General features: G+C 67.6%; 9 protein-coding genes. 5 read left to right on the top strand and 4 right to left on the bottom strand.

Annotated features, from left to right (window positions below; all coding sequences use genetic code 11):
- Positions 1–13: 13 nt before the first annotated feature.
- Complete coding sequence (ngcE, locus tag ACFY4A_RS04600; RefSeq protein WP_390827896.1) at positions 14–1,459, bottom strand: N-acetylglucosamine/diacetylchitobiose ABC transporter substrate-binding protein; 1,446 nt, start codon at positions 1,457–1,459, stop codon at positions 14–16.
- A gap of 458 nt (positions 1,460–1,917) precedes the next feature.
- Between ngcE and ACFY4A_RS04595 the strand changes: the two genes are divergently transcribed.
- Positions 1,918–5,721: a GH92 family glycosyl hydrolase gene (locus ACFY4A_RS04595; protein ID WP_390827895.1), complete on the top strand. Its 3,804-nt coding sequence runs from the start codon at positions 1,918–1,920 to the stop codon at positions 5,719–5,721.
- Between the two features lie 596 nt (positions 5,722–6,317).
- Here the strand turns inward: ACFY4A_RS04595 and acnA are convergent.
- On the bottom strand, positions 6,318–9,035 hold the full coding sequence (acnA, locus tag ACFY4A_RS04590; protein WP_390827894.1) for an aconitate hydratase AcnA: 2,718 nt from the start codon (positions 9,033–9,035) through the stop codon (positions 6,318–6,320).
- Positions 9,036–9,447: 412 nt separating this feature from the next.
- On the opposite strand from acnA, the gene ACFY4A_RS04585 reads away from it, so the two are divergent.
- A complete protein-coding gene (locus ACFY4A_RS04585; RefSeq protein ID WP_390827893.1) occupies positions 9,448–10,977 on the top strand; it encodes a helix-turn-helix domain-containing protein in 1,530 nt (509 codons plus the stop codon).
- 236 nt (positions 10,978–11,213) lie between these two features.
- The gene (locus ACFY4A_RS04580) at positions 11,214–11,378 is read left to right on the top strand and encodes a hypothetical protein (protein WP_390827892.1); all 165 of its coding nucleotides are present in this window, start codon (positions 11,214–11,216) and stop codon (positions 11,376–11,378) included.
- 308 nt (positions 11,379–11,686) lie between these two features.
- Here ACFY4A_RS04580 and ACFY4A_RS04575 read toward each other — a convergent pair whose 3' ends face one another.
- Entirely contained in the window at positions 11,687–13,006 is a 1,320-nt protein-coding gene (locus ACFY4A_RS04575) for a hypothetical protein (protein WP_390727909.1), read from the bottom strand.
- 580 nt (positions 13,007–13,586) lie between these two features.
- On the opposite strand from ACFY4A_RS04575, the gene ACFY4A_RS04570 reads away from it, so the two are divergent.
- Both ACFY4A_RS04570 and ACFY4A_RS04565 read left to right on the top strand, forming a co-directional pair.
- A complete protein-coding gene (locus ACFY4A_RS04570; RefSeq protein WP_390727910.1) occupies positions 13,587–14,204 on the top strand; it encodes a DUF433 domain-containing protein in 618 nt (205 codons plus the stop codon).
- Positions 14,204–14,644 (top strand): DUF5615 family PIN-like protein, encoded by a 441-nt coding sequence (locus ACFY4A_RS04565; RefSeq protein WP_390727911.1) that lies wholly within the window; start codon positions 14,204–14,206, stop codon positions 14,642–14,644. The genes ACFY4A_RS04570 and ACFY4A_RS04565 overlap by 1 nt, the downstream gene beginning before the upstream one ends.
- A gap of 140 nt (positions 14,645–14,784) precedes the next feature.
- On the opposite strand, the gene ACFY4A_RS04560 is transcribed toward ACFY4A_RS04565, so the two are convergent.
- Positions 14,785–16,041, bottom strand: a complete 1,257-nt coding sequence (locus ACFY4A_RS04560) for a hypothetical protein (RefSeq protein ID WP_390827891.1) — start codon at positions 16,039–16,041, stop codon at positions 14,785–14,787.
- Between the last annotated feature and the right edge of the window lie 15 nt (positions 16,042–16,056).

The raw sequence follows: 16,056 nt of genomic DNA, 5'->3' as shown, positions 1-16,056 counted from the left end.
CGGATCCTCAGGACTACTGGTGCTTGTAGTGCTTGATCGACTGGTCCTTCGCGGCCTCGTCGGCGAAGCCCTGGATCTTCTTGATGGCCTCGGCCGGAGTGAGGCGGCCGGCCATCATCTCGCCGATGCCCGACACACCGATCTTCTCCTTCTGGAGCTGCACGTACCAGTCCTGCAGCCGCGGGTTCACCACGTTGGAGCCGGCCTTGTCCAGCGCCGCGACTCCGGACTTCAGTCCGGGGGTGAGCGGAATGCCGTCCGTACCGCCGTTGTACGCGGTGAGCGACTTCACCTTGGAGGTGAAGTTCTTCGAGGAGGCCTCGCTGAGCATGATGCGCAGCTGCTCCATGCCGCCCTCGGGGTTCTTGGCCTTGGCCGGGACGACGAACGGCTCGCCGCCGGAGGCCCAGATGGTGCCGAACGGCATCTTGTCGGAGCTGTCGAGGCCGGTGGGCGCGGACACGGCGAGGTCGAAGTCCTGCGGGATGACGTTGGCGGACTCGTTCTCCACCCAGGAGCCGTTCGGGATGAACAGCGCCTTGCCCTTGGCCCAGGCGGTCTGCGACTGGATGTGGTCCAGGCCCGGGGTGCCCTTGAGGACGTAGCCCTTCCGGTAGAGCTCGTAGTAGGCCTCGAAGCAGGCCTTGACCGCCGGGTGCTTCCAGGCGTTGGGCTCGAGGTTGTCGATGGCGTCCAGGACCTCGCGGCCGCCGACCTTGCCGATCATCGGGTAGAGCGAGAAGGGCAGGTAGTAGGGGTACTTGCCGGCGTAGGTCCAGCCGGCCATGCCCTTCTTCTTGGCCTTCTCGCAGACCTTGAGCATCTCGTCCCAGGTCTCCGGGTACTTCTCGTCCAGCGAGTCCAGGGCCTTCTGCGAGTACCACACGCCGTAGACCGCGTAGGCGTAGTACAGGATCCAGACCGGCTGACCGTCGAACTGGCCCATCTCCACGATGCCCGGGCGCAGCGTGTCGCGGACCTTCTTGCTCGGGTCGTCGTAGGAGGCCGCGTCCAGCAGCGGGGTGAGGTCCGCGAGCTGGTTCTTGCCCACGAGGACGCCCATGTCCATCTGCTCCGCGCCGGAGTTGTCGATGAGGTCCGGCGGGTTGCCCTGGTTGAAGCGCGGCTGGAGCGTCGACTGGATCTTCTGCGTGGCGGCGAACTTGGTCTTCGCCTTGGGGAAGTCCTTCTGATAGACCTTCACGGCGTCCTCGGCGTACGCCTTGCCGAAGCCGCCGTCGAACAGGACGAATTCCATCTGCGCGGTGTCGTTGACACCGAGCGGGTTCTTCTCGGTCTTCTTGCCGGCCTTGGCCTTGTCCTGACCGCTGTCGCCACCACTGGCGCAGGCGGACAGGAAGCTCATCGCGGGAACGCTGATCAGACCGAGTGCGGCGGACCGCTTGATCAGAGCCCGGCGGCCAACGCCTCCGTGGTTCTCGGCGGAAGTGGATCCCATGCTCAAGTCCTCGCCTTCTCCAGGACTCAGGCGGTGAACCGGATCCTCCCCGGCACCGCGGTCGGGTCAAGCTGGGTCGTGCAGGAAGTACGTCGTGCGCCATGCACCGGGATCGGACGGAAGACAAGGAGGCCGACGCGTTTCACACGTCGAACCGCCCCTTCCGACTCCCCCGGGCCCGCTTCCGGCCGGTCTCACGGTCGCGCGGACGCCGACAGGTATAGTCCACTTCCGGTCAGCGGAGCAAGATCGAGAGCAAGGTTCACCGCGGGTCTTTTCCGAGTTGAGACCTCACGCAGAATATGAGCCGCCCGTGGGCTTCCCTTGACGGAAATATCCTCTCCTTTGTGCCCAGATGCCACACCCAACACCCTTGACATCACTGGTCACTTGGCTCCCTACTGGTCCTTGCGCAAAGAGCTGACAACGTTGTCCGAATGCAGGGAGGGACACCGCGCATGCAGCGCAGAGTACGGCACAGATGGGGTCCGGCGATCGCCATCACGGCCGCCTTCGTCACGGCAGCCGGCTCGCAGGGGGTCGCGGTCGCCCTGCCCGGCAAGCCCCCGGCCGCCGGCCGGGAGTTCAGCTCCTCGTTCGAGGCCGGCGATCCGGCGCCGGACTGGCTGAACACGGTCGACACCGCTCGGGACGGCGGCAAGCGCGCCTCGGGCGTGGACGGCGGCTACAGCACCGGCATCCCGGGCAATGTGGACGACCACATCACCGAGGTCCGGGCCAGTGGGGAGAACACCGGCGGCGGGGAGGTGAAGGAGAACCTCGTCGACGGCGAGTCCGGCACCAAGTGGCTGACGTTCGAGCCCACCGGCTGGGTCGAGTTCGACTTCGACAAACCGGTGAAGATCGCCCGCTACGCCCTCACGTCCGCCAACGACTTCGCCGGGCGCGACCCGAAGGACTGGTCCCTGAAGGGCTCCACCGACGGCAAGGACTGGAAGACCCTCGACACCCGCACCGGGGAGAACTTCTCCGAACGGTTCCAGACCAGGACCTACGACCTGGCCGAACCGGCCGAGTACCAGCACTTCCGGCTCGACGTCACCGGGAACAACGGCGCCTCGGACATACTCCAGCTCGCCGATGTGCAGTTCTCCACCGGCGGCGACGACGCGCCGGCCCCGCAGGACATGCTCTCGCTGGTCGACCGCGGCCCGAGCGGCTCCCCGACCGCCAAGTCGGGCGCCGGATACACGGGCAAGAGGGCCCTGCGGTACGCCGGAAGGCACACCGCGAAGGGCCGGGCGTACTCGTACAACAAGGTCTTCGACGTCAACGTCGAGGTGCTGCCCGACACGCAGTTGTCGTACCGCCTCTACCCGTCCATGGCCGACGGCGACCGCGACTACGACGCCACCAACGCAGCCGTCGACCTCGCCTTCACCGACGGCACCTACCTGAGCCGGCTGGGCGCGACCGACCAGCACGGCTTCACCCTGAGCCCGCAGGGCCAGGGCGCGGCCAGGGCGCTGTACGTCAACCAGTGGAACAACGTGGTCTCCCGGATCGGCTCGGTCGCCGCCGGCAAGACCATCGACCGGGTCCTCCTCGCCTACGACTCCCCCACCGGCCCCGCGAAGTTCCGCGGCTGGCTGGACGACGTGGTCATCGGGCAGGCGCCGCAGGAGAAGCCGAAGGCGCACCTGTCGGACTACGCGCTGACCACCCGCGGCACCAACTCCAGCGGCAGCTTCTCGCGCGGCAACAACTTCCCCGCGACCGCCCTGCCGCACGGCTTCAACTTCTGGACGCCGGTGACCAACGCGTCCTCGCTGAGCTGGCTGTACGAGTACGCGCGCGCGAACAACGACGGCAACCTGCCGACGATCCAGGCGTTCAGCGCGAGCCACGAGCCGAGCCCCTGGATGGGTGACCGGCAGACCTTCCAGGTGATGCCGTCCGCCGCCGCGGGCACCCCGGACACCGGCCGCACCGCCCGCGCGCTCGCCTTCCGGCACGAGAACGAGACCGCGCGGCCGTACTACTACGGGGTGCGCTTCGAGAACGGCCTCGAGGCGGAGATGACGCCGACCGACCACGCGGCCGTCCTGCGCTTCACCTACCCGGGCGACGACGCGAGCGTGCTGTTCGACAACGTCACCGAGCAGGCGGGCCTGACCCTGGACAAGGAGCACGGCGTCGTCACCGGCTACTCGGACGTCAAGTCCGGGCTGTCCACCGGCGCCACCCGGCTGTTCGTCTACGGCGTGTTCGACAAGCCGGTGAAGGACGGTTCGTCGAGCGGTGTCAAGGGCTACCTGCGCTTCGACGCGGGCAAGGACCGCACGGTCACCCTGCGTCTCGCCACCTCCCTCATCAGCATCGACCAGGCGAAGGACAACCTGCGGCAGGAGGTCCCGGACGGCACCTCCTTCGACGCCGTCAAGGCGGCCGCCCAGCGGTCCTGGGACAGGGTGCTCGGCAAGGTCGAGGTCCAGGGCGCCACGCCCGACCAGCTGACCACGCTCTACTCCAGCCTCTACCGGCTGTACCTGTACCCGAACTCCGGCTTCGAGAAGGTCGGCGGGAAGTACCAGTACGCCTCCCCGTTCTCGCCGATGCCCGGCCAGGACACGCCGACACACACCGGCGCGAAGATCGTCGACGGCAAGGTGTACGTCAACAACGGCTTCTGGGACACCTACCGGACCACCTGGCCGGCGTACTCGCTGCTGACGCCCGGTCAGGCCGGTGAGATGGTCGACGGCTTCGTGCAGCAGTACAAGGACGGCGGCTGGACCTCCCGCTGGTCCTCACCCGGCTACGCCGACCTGATGACCGGCACCTCCTCGGACGTGGCCTTCGCGGACGCGTACGTCAAGGGCGTGCCGATGGACGCGAAGGCGGCCTACGACGCGGCCCTGAAGAACGCGACCGTGGTGCCGCCGTCGTCGGGCGTGGGCCGCAAGGGCATGACCACCTCGCCCTTCCTCGGCTACACCAGCACGGCCACGCACGAGGGCCTGTCCTGGGCGATGGAGGGCTACGTCAACGACTACGGCATCGCGAAGATGGGCGAGGCCCTCTACAAGAAGACGGGCCAGAAGCACTACAAGGAGGAGGCGGAGTACTTCCTCAACCGGGCCCAGGACTACGTGAAGCTCTTCGACTCCCGGGTCGGCTTCTTCCAGGGCCGCGACGCCCGGGGCGACTGGCGCCTCGACCAGTCGAAGTACGACCCGCGCGTGTGGGGCTACGACTACACGGAGACCAACGGCTGGGGCTACGCCTTCACCGCCCCGCAGGACAGCCGGGGCCTGGCGAACCTGTACGGCGGGCGCAAGGGCCTGGCGGACAAGCTCGACACCTACTTCGCCACTCCCGAGACGGCCTCCCCGGAGTTCGTCGGGTCCTACGGCGGTGTCATCCACGAGATGACCGAGGCGCGGGACGTGCGGATGGGCCAGTACGGCCACTCCAACCAGGTCGCCCACCACGTGATCTACATGTACGACGCGGCGGGGCAGCCGTGGAAGGCGCAGGAGAAGGTCCGTGAGGCGCTCTCCCGGCTGTACGTCGGCAGCGAGATCGGCCAGGGCTACCACGGCGACGAGGACAACGGCGAGCAGTCGGCCTGGTACCTGTTCTCCGCGCTCGGGTTCTACCCGCTGGTCATGGGCAGCGGCGAGTACACCATCGGCTCCCCGCTGTTCACCAGGGCGACGCTGCATCTGGACGGCGGCCGCGATCTGGTGATCCAGGCCCCGAAGAACAGCGCGAAGAACGTGTACGTGCAGGGCGTGCGGTTCAACGGCAAGGCGTGGAACTCCACGAGCCTGCCCCACTCCCTGCTGTCCAAGGGCGGTGTCCTCCAGTTCGACATGGGCCCGCGCCCCTCCTCGTGGGGCACGGGCAAGGACGCGGCGCCGGTGTCGATCACGACCGGCGACAAGGCGCCGAGCCCGCGGGCGGACGTGCTGAAGGGCGACGGGGCGCTGTTCGACGACACCTCGTCGACGGAGGCCGCGGTGACGACGGTGGACCTGCCGGCGGCAGGAACCACCAAGGCCGTCCAGTACACCCTGACCTCGCCCGCCGACCGCGCCGAGGCCCCGGCCGGCTGGACCCTTCAGGCCTCCACCGACGGCACGACCTGGAAGACGGTGGACCGGCGCTCGGGCGAGTCCTTCGCCTGGGACAAGCAGACCCGCCCCTTCACGATCGCCGCACCGGGCCCCTACCAGAAGTACCGCCTGGTCCTGGACGGCGCCTCGACACTGGCGGAAGTGGAGCTGCTGGCCTGACGCACCTCCGGCATCCGGCATGAGGAAGGGGCGGGCCCACGGGGCCCGCCCCTTCGTGCCGTCCCGCCGACCGGTCAGCCCGTGGCGGCGGTGAAGACGGCGAGGGCGGGGGTGGCGCCGCCGGTCGCGAGCACCGCGGCCGGCAGCAGGGACATGGGACGGAAAACGCATGACGCGGCCCCTCCTCCTTCGGACAGGTCGCGCAGCACCGGCCGCACAAGCCTCAGGGACGGTGGCGTGCGCCGGTGGTGTCACGGAAGACCGCGTACGGGTGCGCGGGCGCGGCCTGTGCTCACGCGGGCGGGGTCCTGGGCGCCAGTATCGACATCGTTGTCGGCGGAGGGCGGCGCAGTCATGAACAGACCCATTTGGCAACGTTGTCGCACATGGGTGTCGTATCAGCCGGCACCATCGGTGGGCGAGGCGGGAGCCCCTCCGGACGCCAGGTTCCGGTCCGCCGCCATGGGAGCGCCCCCACCTCACTCGCCGGTGCAGCCGGCGTGCACGGCGGCGGCTGTGAACGTCCGGCATGAAAGAGCGGGGCCGCACCCCCGTTGCCGGGGATACGGCCCAACTGCCCTACAGGATCCGATCCGTTACTTGCGGATCAGGCTGCGCAGCACGTACTGCATGATGCCGCCGTTGCGGTAGTAGTCGGCCTCACCGGGGGTGTCGATGCGGACGACCGCGTCGAACTCGACACCGGTGTCGGTGGTGACCTTCATCGTGCTCGGCGTGCGGCCCTCGTTGAGCTCGGTGACACCGGTGATGGAGAAGGTCTCCTCGCCGGTCAGGCCGAGGGAGGACGCGGAGTGGCCCTCCGGGAACTGCAGCGGCAGGACGCCCATGCCGATGAGGTTCGAGCGGTGGATGCGCTCGTAGGACTCGGCGATGACGGCCTTGACTCCGAGCAGTGCGGTGCCCTTCGCGGCCCAGTCGCGGGACGAGCCGGAGCCGTACTCCTTGCCGGCCAGGACGACCAGCGGGATGCCCTGCTCGATGTAGTTGCGCGAGGCGTCGTAGATGAAGGAGACCGGACCGCCGTCCTGGGTGAAGTCGCGGGTGTAGCCGCCCTCGGTGCCCGGCGCGATCTGGTTGCGCAGGCGGATGTTGGCGAACGTGCCGCGGATCATCACCTCGTGGTTGCCGCGGCGGGAACCGTAGGAGTTGAAGTCGCGGCGCTGCACGCCGTGCTCGGTGAGGTACTGGCCCGCCGGGGTGTCGGCCTTGATGGCACCGGCCGGGGAGATGTGGTCGGTGGTGACCGAGTCGCCCAGCTTGGCGAGCACCCGGGCGCCGGCGATGTCCTCGACCGGGGCCGGGTCCATCGTCATGCCCTCGAAGTACGGGGGCTTGCGGACGTAGGTGGACTCGGCGTCCCACTCGAAGGTGTTGCCGGTCGGGATCGGCAGCGACTGCCACTGGGCGTCGCCCGCGAACACGTCGGAGTAGGACTTGGAGAACATGTCCTCGCCGATGGCGTTGGCCACGACGTCGTTGACCTCGGCCTCGGTCGGCCAGATGTCCCGCAGGTGGACCGGGTTGCCGTCCTGGTCGACACCGAGCGCGTCCTGGGTGATGTCCACCTTCATGGAGCCGGCGAGGGCGTAGGCGACGACCAGCGGCGGGGACGCCAGGTAGTTCATCTTGACGTCGGGGTTGATCCGGCCCTCGAAGTTGCGGTTGCCGGAGAGGACCGAGGTGACCGCGAGGTCGTGCTCGTTGACGGCCTTGGAGACCTCCTCCGGCAGCGGGCCGGAGTTGCCGATGCAGGTGGTGCAGCCGTAGCCGACGAGGTTGAAGCCCAGCTTGTCCAGGTACGGCGTCAGGCCGGCCTTGTCGTAGTAGTCCATGACGACCTTGGAGCCAGGCGCCAGCGTCGTCTTGACCCACGGCTTGCGGGTCAGGCCCTTCTCCACCGCCTTCTTGGCCACCAGCGCGGCGGCGACCATGACGTAAGGGTTGGAGGTGTTGGTGCAGGAGGTGATGGCCGCGACGGTGACGGCGCCGTGGTCCAGCTCGTAGGTGGTGCCGTCGGGGGCGGTGACCGGAACCGGGTTGGTCGGGGCGCCGTTGGGGTGGACGGCCGGGGCGTCGGAGGCCGGGAAGGACTCCACGCCCGCCTCGTCGACGCTGTCGACGTAGTTGCGGACGTCCTGCTTGAACTGCTCGGCGGCGTTCGCCAGGACGATGCGGTCCTGCGGGCGCTTGGGGCCGGCGATGGAGGGCACGACGGTGGACAGGTCCAGCTCGAGCTTCTCGGAGTAGTCCGGCTCGGCGTTCGGGTCCAGCCAGAGGCCCTGCTCCTTGGCGTACGCCTCGACGAGCGCGAGCTGCTGCTCGGGGCGTCCGGTCAGGCGCATGTAGTTGATGGTCTCGTCGTCGATCGGGAAGATCGCGGCGGTGGAGCCGAACTCCGGCGACATGTTGCCGATGGTGGCGCGGTTGGCCAGGCTCGTCGCGGCCACGCCCTCGCCGTAGAACTCGACGAACTTGCCGACCACGCCGTGCTTGCGCAGCATCTCGGTGATGGTGAGCACCAGGTCGGTTGCGGTGGTGCCGGTGGGCAGCTCGCCGGTGAGCTTGAAGCCGACGACCCGCGGGATGAGCATGGAGACCGGCTGGCCGAGCATGGCGGCCTCGGCCTCGATGCCGCCGACGCCCCAGCCGAGCACGCCGAGGCCGTTGACCATGGTGGTGTGCGAGTCGGTGCCGACCAGGGTGTCGGGGTAGGCCTTGCCGTCGCGGACCATCACGACCCGGGCCAGGTGCTCGATGTTGACCTGGTGGACGATGCCGGTGCCGGGCGGGACGACCTTGAACTCGTCGAAGGCGGTCTGGCCCCAGCGCAGGAACTGGTAGCGCTCCTTGTTGCGGCCGTACTCGAGCTCGACGTTCTGCTTGAAGGCGTCGTTGGTGCCGAACTTGTCGGCGATGACGGAGTGGTCGATGACCAGCTCGGCCGGGGCCAGCGGGTTGATCTTCGCCGGGTCGCCGCCGAGCTCCTTGACGGCCTCGCGCATGGTGGCGAGGTCCACGACACAGGGCACGCCGGTGAAGTCCTGCATGATCACGCGGGCCGGCGTGAACTGGATCTCCTGCGACGGCTTGGCCTGGGAGTCCCAGCTGCCGAGGGCACGGATGTGGTCGGCGGTGATGTTCGCGCCGTCCTCGGTGCGGAGCAGGTTCTCCAGCAGCACCTTCAGGCTGTAAGGCAGTCGGGCCGAGCCCTCGACCTTGTCAAGCCGGAAGATCTCGTACGACTCGTCGCCCACCTGCAGCGTGCTGCGGGCGTCGAAGCTGTTCGCCGACACGACAGTCTCCTTCATTCATGTGCGCGTACCACCACGATCCTGCCGCCACGGCAACTCGAGCAATCCAGTAAGGTAAGCCTAAGTCAGGCAGCCCTTACCAGTGGCGGCTGTGGTGCACCCCGGCAGATATCTCGATGTCGAGATAACTCTAATACATGGGGGCCGAATGGTCATGCGCGGACTGGGCCCGGACTGCCCGACGGGACCGGCGCGCCCTCCGCGACCGAAGCCGCGGCGCGACGCGAGGCGCCACCCGGCACCGCACACCACCACGGAACATCGACGGACGTACCTGGAATACCCGGACCTTTCGGGCGGCATCGAACCCGTTGACCCGGGGCCCACTGACGGCTCATCACCCGAATGGACCCCCCAGGAGGCGCCATCTCATATCTGAGATAACCTCAACCTCATGGCAGACGACTACCTCGTACGCATCGGCAAGCTCATCCGTGACGCCCGGCAGCACCGGGGCTGGACGCAGGCACAGCTGGCCGAGGCGCTCGGCACCAGCCAGAGCGCCGTCAATCGCGTCGAGCGCGGCAACCAGAACATCAGCCTTGAGATGATCGCCCGCATCGGCGAGGCCCTGGACAGCGAGATCGTCTCGCTGGGCTACGCGGGCCCCATGCATCTGCGGGTGGTGGGCGGCCGCCGGCTCTCCGGCGCGATCGACGTGAAGACGAGCAAGAACGCGTGCGTGGCGCTGCTGTGCGCCTCGCTGCTCAACAAGGGGCGCACGGTGCTGCGCCGGGTGGCCAGGATCGAGGAGGTGTACCGCCTGCTGGAGGTGCTGAACTCCGTCGGCGTGCGCACCCGCTGGATCAACGACGGCACCGACCTGGAGATCGTGCCGCCGGCCGACCTCGACCTGGACGCCATCGACGCCGACGCCGCCCGCCGTACGCGGTCCATCATCATGTTCCTCGGTCCGCTGCTGCACTGGATGGACCACTTCAAGCTGCCCTACGCGGGCGGTTGCGACCTCGGCACGCGGACCATCGAGCCGCACATGATCGCGCTGCGCCGGTTCGGTCTTGACGTCACCGCCACCGAGGGCCAGTACCACGCCGTGGTGGACCGCGCCGTCCGCCCGGACCGCCCGATCGTGCTGACCGAGCGCGGCGACACCGTGACCGAGAACGCGCTGCTGGCAGCGGCCCGCCACAACGGCGTGACCGTCATCCGCAACGCCTCCTCCAACTACATGGTCCAGGACCTGTGCTTCTTCCTGGAGGTGCTCGGCGTCAGGGTCGAGGGCATCGGCACCACCACGCTCACCGTGCACGGCGTGCCGGACATCGACGTCGACGTCGACTACTCCCCCTCCGAGGACCCGGTGGAGGCGATGAGCCTGGTGGCCGCCGCCGTCGTCACCGAGTCGGAGCTGACGGTGCGTCGGGTGCCGATCGAGTTCCTGGAGATCGAGCTGGCGGTCCTGGAGGAGATGGGCCTCGACCACGACCGCACGCCCGAGTACTTCGCCGACAACGGCCGCACCCGGCTGGTGGACCTCACCGTCCGGCCCTCCAAGCTGGAGGCGCCGATCGACAAGATCCACCCGATGCCATTCCCGGGTCTGAACATCGACAACGTCCCGTTCTTCGCGGCCATCGCGGCCTCCGCGCAGGGCAAGACGCTGATCCACGACTGGGTCTACGACAACCGGGCGATCTACCTGACGGACCTGAACCGCCTGGGTGGCCGCCTGCAACTCCTCGACCCCCACCGGGTGCTGGTCGAAGGCCCGACCCGCTGGCGAGCCGCCGAGATGATGTGCCCGCCGGCCCTGCGCCCCGCCGTGGTCGTCCTGCTGGCCATGATGGCCGCCGAGGGCACGTCGGTGCTGCGCAACGTCTACGTCATCAACCGCGGCTACGAGGACCTCGCCGAGCGGCTGAACTCGATCGGGGCGCAGATCGAGATCTTCCGGGACATCTGACCGGTGAGGTGTCGTGCCCCTTGGAGGCAAGGGGCACGACACCTCAACATGCTGGCTGACCTGCGGATACTCACCTTCGCGACTGTCCATTGATCACTGTTGTTTTTCAGCGCCTTGTGCAACGCACGTGCAAGATGATCTTGAATAGTTGACGACACGTCAGAGATGCCTGAGCATCCGTCAGCCTTCACGGAGAGTTGTCGTCGAAGTGGCCTCGCAACGTCCGAGGAGCGGCGGTGACGGTGGCGTCCCACGTCCCCGTCGGCGACCCGCGAGTGCGGTTCGTGTCGATGCAGTCGCCGCCCACGAAGTATCGGGCCATGTTCGATCCGCACCTGTACGCGTTGGTCGCGGCGATCCGTGCGGCTCGGCCGGACGTCGTTGCAGCCGTCCCGGCGTGATAGGGCGAGTAGACATTCATCCAGTGTCGCGCTGTCCCGTCTCGAGCGCTTTGCCACTACGGGCCTTGCTGGCGAACAATCTGGCCGCTGGCGGCGCTGCCCCGTCGGTGCCCGCAGCGACACAGCGGCGCCCCCGCATGCACGAGTAGGAACGGGCTGGTTTGCCGGGCCAGGAGATGCGCAATGCCTCCCAGGCCAGGTTACTGGAGCGGCCCAAGGTGAGCGGCCCGTCTGGATCAAACTGTTGGCGAGGCCTGCAGCCCTCCCCTTCTCGGTCCTCCTGAGGTTCCCCACACCGGAAGTCGGCCTCACGGTGTCCAGAGGGGGGCCGGACGAGGGTCCGGAGGAGCCGACAACAGGGATGACACACCCCCGGGGACGCCGAGCTTCGCCAGAGCCCAGTTGAGCGAAGCTGCCTCGGCATCGCACATGCGGGCGATCAGGCTCGTCTGCTCGGGCAACAGGATCCTCCGGGGGATCACGATGGTCTCGCGGACCCTGTCGAGGGGCAGTCCGCGCTGGAAGCCCTGTCCGGCTCGACGGGGCGCGTCCTCGTCCGGCGGGAGGGGCAGGCGTCGGTGGGCTGCGTTCGAGACGACGATTCCAGCGACATGGGTGTACTCCTTCAGAACGGGTCCAAGCAGGTCCGCGAGCGCGTCGGTCTTCGCAGCGAGCGTCATGTCGGCGAAGGGCGTAGGGAAGTGGAAAAGGCCGCTGTGGTCCTCTACCCAGATCCACGCGGTGCCGGCTCCCTCCGTCTTGGCGCCCTTACCCCGCACCTTGCCCAGGAGTCGCTTGCCCTGGTCGCTTTCCACCGCGTCCCCGGCGAGGCTGGTGTCGAGAGGAGCCTTCCCAGGGCGGACGGTCAGCCGTCGCCCAGAACTGGTCACGACGTCGCCTGCGGTCCCCGAGGCCATGCACTCGTCGGCGGCTTCTTCGGTGCGCTTCTTCCATGCCTCGAAGTCGTGGCCGTTCAGGAGTTCGGGGAGATCGCCTTCCCAGTAGATCTCGCGCCCCCTATCCAGGGCGAAGAGGTGCATCCGGCAACTCTCGCGGAACCTCTCGTAGTCCTGGAGCCTCTGGTCCTCTGCAAAGGTGACAACCTCGATGAAGACCGGTCCGATCCGGATGTCGCCGGGACCCCCGCTGGCCTTCGCCGGCTCCAGTTCGACCGGGAGTCCGCGGGCCGCGCCCATGAGCGCAAGGCGGGCCTGTGTCTGGGTGTGCAGGAACCGGGACAGGGTGACGTCACGGCGGGCGTCACGGCGGACGGAGGCGAAGCCGGGTACCCCGGCCTTCTCCAAGTAGGCGTAGGCAGCCCACCACCGCACCGCCTCAACCCACGCCCCCTTGTCAGCGCCGTTGAAGAACTGAAGCACTGGTGAGGAACGGCCCAGTCCGACGAAAGTGTCTCTGTCCCGGCTGGCCGCGGGCGAGGGGGTCACGGCCCTGGGCAGCCAGCGGCTGTCGAAGAACGACGTCAGGCCGACCACCGCCCGAGCAGTGACCTCGTGTCCGGCCGCGGAGAGATAGTCGGCCCCCTCCGGGTGGCCGAACCACGCCTCCCAGTCGATCTCCCGGTCGCCCCGATCGATCGCCCGCCATATCTCTTCGTCACGAGGGTGCATGTCCTCCAGCATGACGGCCCGCAGATAGGAACGAAGGGCATTTTTTGGGGCTCTGACCAGCTCGGCCCCTGTGTCAGCACGTTGTCGAGGACTCACAACACCGGCAGCGGAAAGCACACACCGGGGCCTCCTGCGCGCGCTCACCTCACACGTGGCCGCCGTATGCCCTGGCTCGCGCGGCGCCCGCGCCAGGGCCCTGCGTAGCGCCAGAAGAAACCCCAGGAGAAGGGATCCGATCTGGGGTTTCCGAGTGAGCCGCTTGCGGGATTCGAACCCGCTACCTGCGCATTACGAGGGCTTGCGAGATCGTGACGGTGGATGCCGAGCCGTGGCACTGGGTCCTGCTTTTGCTGGTCAGCGGCGTGCCACCGAGAGGCACGTGCTCGTCCGGTCCGGCCCGTGCCGACCTGTCCGCTCACGCACGGCTCACGCAGGCTGGACGTTTCACCGCTTCGCCGCAGAGGATCTGGAGCATCTGGGCTCTCGTCGTTCTGTAGCGTTCCCGCTCGGAGAACTGGGATGATGGCACCCCACAGCACGCGACCAGGATGGGAGGCAGCAGATGGCGTACTCAACCCGCATGGCTGCGGCCCTCTCGGGAGCGACGGTCGGACAACTGCGCACGTGGAGGCAGGACCGTGGCAACGGGCCGATCCTTCAGCCCGAGCTGGCAGCCAGGCCGGCCCTGTACTCCTTCCGGGACGTACTCGCGCTGCGCGCGTTCGCCCACCTTCGCCAGGACGTGTCACTCCAGAAGATCCGCGCAGCCCTGGCCACCCTGAGGAAGATCGGGGAGGTCGAGCACCTGTCCAGCTACTCCCTGGTGGCCGAGGGCGACTCCATCGTCCTCGCAGGCCACGATGACCATGGCACCGATCTGGTCAAACGCCCTGGCCAACGAGTGGTCGCCACCATGGCCGACATCCTGCAGGAGTTCGCTCCCAGAGCCGGCGTCGTCGTCCCTCACCTGCTCCAGCCGAAGCAGCACGTCACGGTCGACCCCGAGACCCAGGGCGGACAGCCCGTGATCACGGGCACGAGGATCCCCTTCGACACCGTCGCAGAGCTGGTCGAGGACGGCATCCCACCGGAGAAGATCGCCGACTACTACCCCGGCGTCACCGCTGACGCCGCACGTGACGCTGCTTCCTTCGCCCTCTACGTGGACAGCTACAGCACGGGAGCGCGCGCTGCCTGATGCGGATCCTCATCGACGAGAACGTCCCCGTACAGGTGCTGGAGATGCTCAGACGGATCCTGCCCGGACACGAGGTCAAGCACGTCAGTGAGATCAAGTGGGCGGGCAAGAAGGATCTCGCGCTTCTCCCCGATGCTGCGAGAAAGGGCTTCGATGCCTTCCTGACCAGGGACGCCCGACAGCTGGAGGATCCGTCGGAGACGGAGGCCATCAAGAAGTCGGGCATGCACCATATCCGCTTCAGCCAGGCGCACAGGGGCATGACCGGTCTGGGCCTGGCCATGGGTGCGGTGGTAGCGGCCATGCCCCTGATCGTCGGTGAGCTCAGCGAAGCAGACACCCAGCAGCTGATTCACATCAAGGGCTTGAACCCGGTGAGCAAGCACCGTTTCGAGCGTGTGGACCCGTCCGTGTCACCGCCGTCCTACTGGCCACGGTAGACGAGCGACGCTTCCCGCCGCATACCCGACGTGGCGGGAAGCCATGACGACCACCCAGCTCAGGGCCGGACGGTGATCCTTCTGGTGCAGAGTCGGCAGGAGCGTGCGTCAGTCGTCCGGCATACCGGGATGGTCGGCGCTCACTCAGTCTTCTTGTCGCCTTGCTCGTCGTTCCCGCGCAGACGACGCGCTCGCTCGGCGATACCGCTGGAGAGCTTGTTCTTCACCGAGTTGGCCCGGTCGAGGGTCTCGTTGCCAAGGCTTCGGGCAGCATCAACACCTTTTACTCCTGTTTCCAACGCTTTGTCCCTCACTTCCAGGGCAGCTTCCGTCCATCGCCTCGCCTCAGATGAGTCGCCACCGGACTCGATTCCGAGCCGCACGTGAAAGCCATGGACGCCAGTCGCGACCTGGTTGCTCGACTGGACCACAGCCGGGGACGTGGTCGGGTGCAGCAACACCTTGGCGTTGGCCACGCCGGCAGCGGCGTTCATCCTGGCCAGCAGAGTTTCGCTGCTCCGCGAGATGTGCTCCAGCCGGTCCTGCCGGGCCGCCTTCAGGCCGAGGCGATGCCCGTTGAGCTCATCGGGGGACGCGTCCAGCACCCTGTCGAGTTCCAGTACGGCGATCGCGTCCTGCAACTGGAAACAGCGAGCCAGAACGGCGAGCCATTCTCGAACGATGACCTCAGCTTCCTTGAGTATCGTGGCGAGATCGCTGATCTTGGTCTGGCGCTCCATGTTCTCCGCGAGCGCGTCGAGTTGACGCAGCGCATACGCCTGCGTCTCCGCGATCGTCGCCGGCGCGGCGTGCACCTTCGACCAGGTGACCTCGTCGACCCTGCCCCGCTTCTCTCGGATGGTCATGGCCTCCTCGATCACGAAGCCCACCCCGATCATGCGGGCCAACACAGCGTCCTTCTGGGCACGCAGTACGTCGTCGACCTTCTTGTCGATCGCGGCGAGATAGTCAGTGATCTCGTCCATGGTCTGTTGCATCGCAACCTGCGCCATGAACTTCCCGGCGTTGGCAAGAGTCGCCGGGTTGGACAGGAGCGATCGGGGCGCGTGCGCGAACTCGAGGAATCCCTTGATCTGACCCTTCTGCCCCTTCAGCACACCCGTGCTGAGCCCCGTCTTCGCGCTCTCCCTCAGGCCATACTTCTTGAGAAGCAGCGCCGACTTCGGGGTCAGCTTCACCCAGTGAGCGGAGTTGGCGGCGAACTCCGATCCTGCCTCTGCGACTGCAGCACCCGTAGCGAAGACGGACTTGTACCATCGCGGTCCGAGGCTCTTGGACGGCAGTCCCTCCGAAGCTAGGAAGTTTTCGACATCCTTCGCGCTCCCGATGACTGTCAGCCCATCCCCGTCGCTGATCAGCTGAATCTCGTTGTCCATGGTCCGCTCCTGAAG

The sequence above is a fragment of the Streptomyces sp. NPDC001292 genome (assembly GCF_042896465.1).
Classification (GTDB): domain Bacteria; phylum Actinomycetota; class Actinomycetes; order Streptomycetales; family Streptomycetaceae; genus Streptomyces.
Note: the sequence above shows the minus strand (reverse complement) of the source record. Positions and strands in the feature narration are given on the sequence as shown.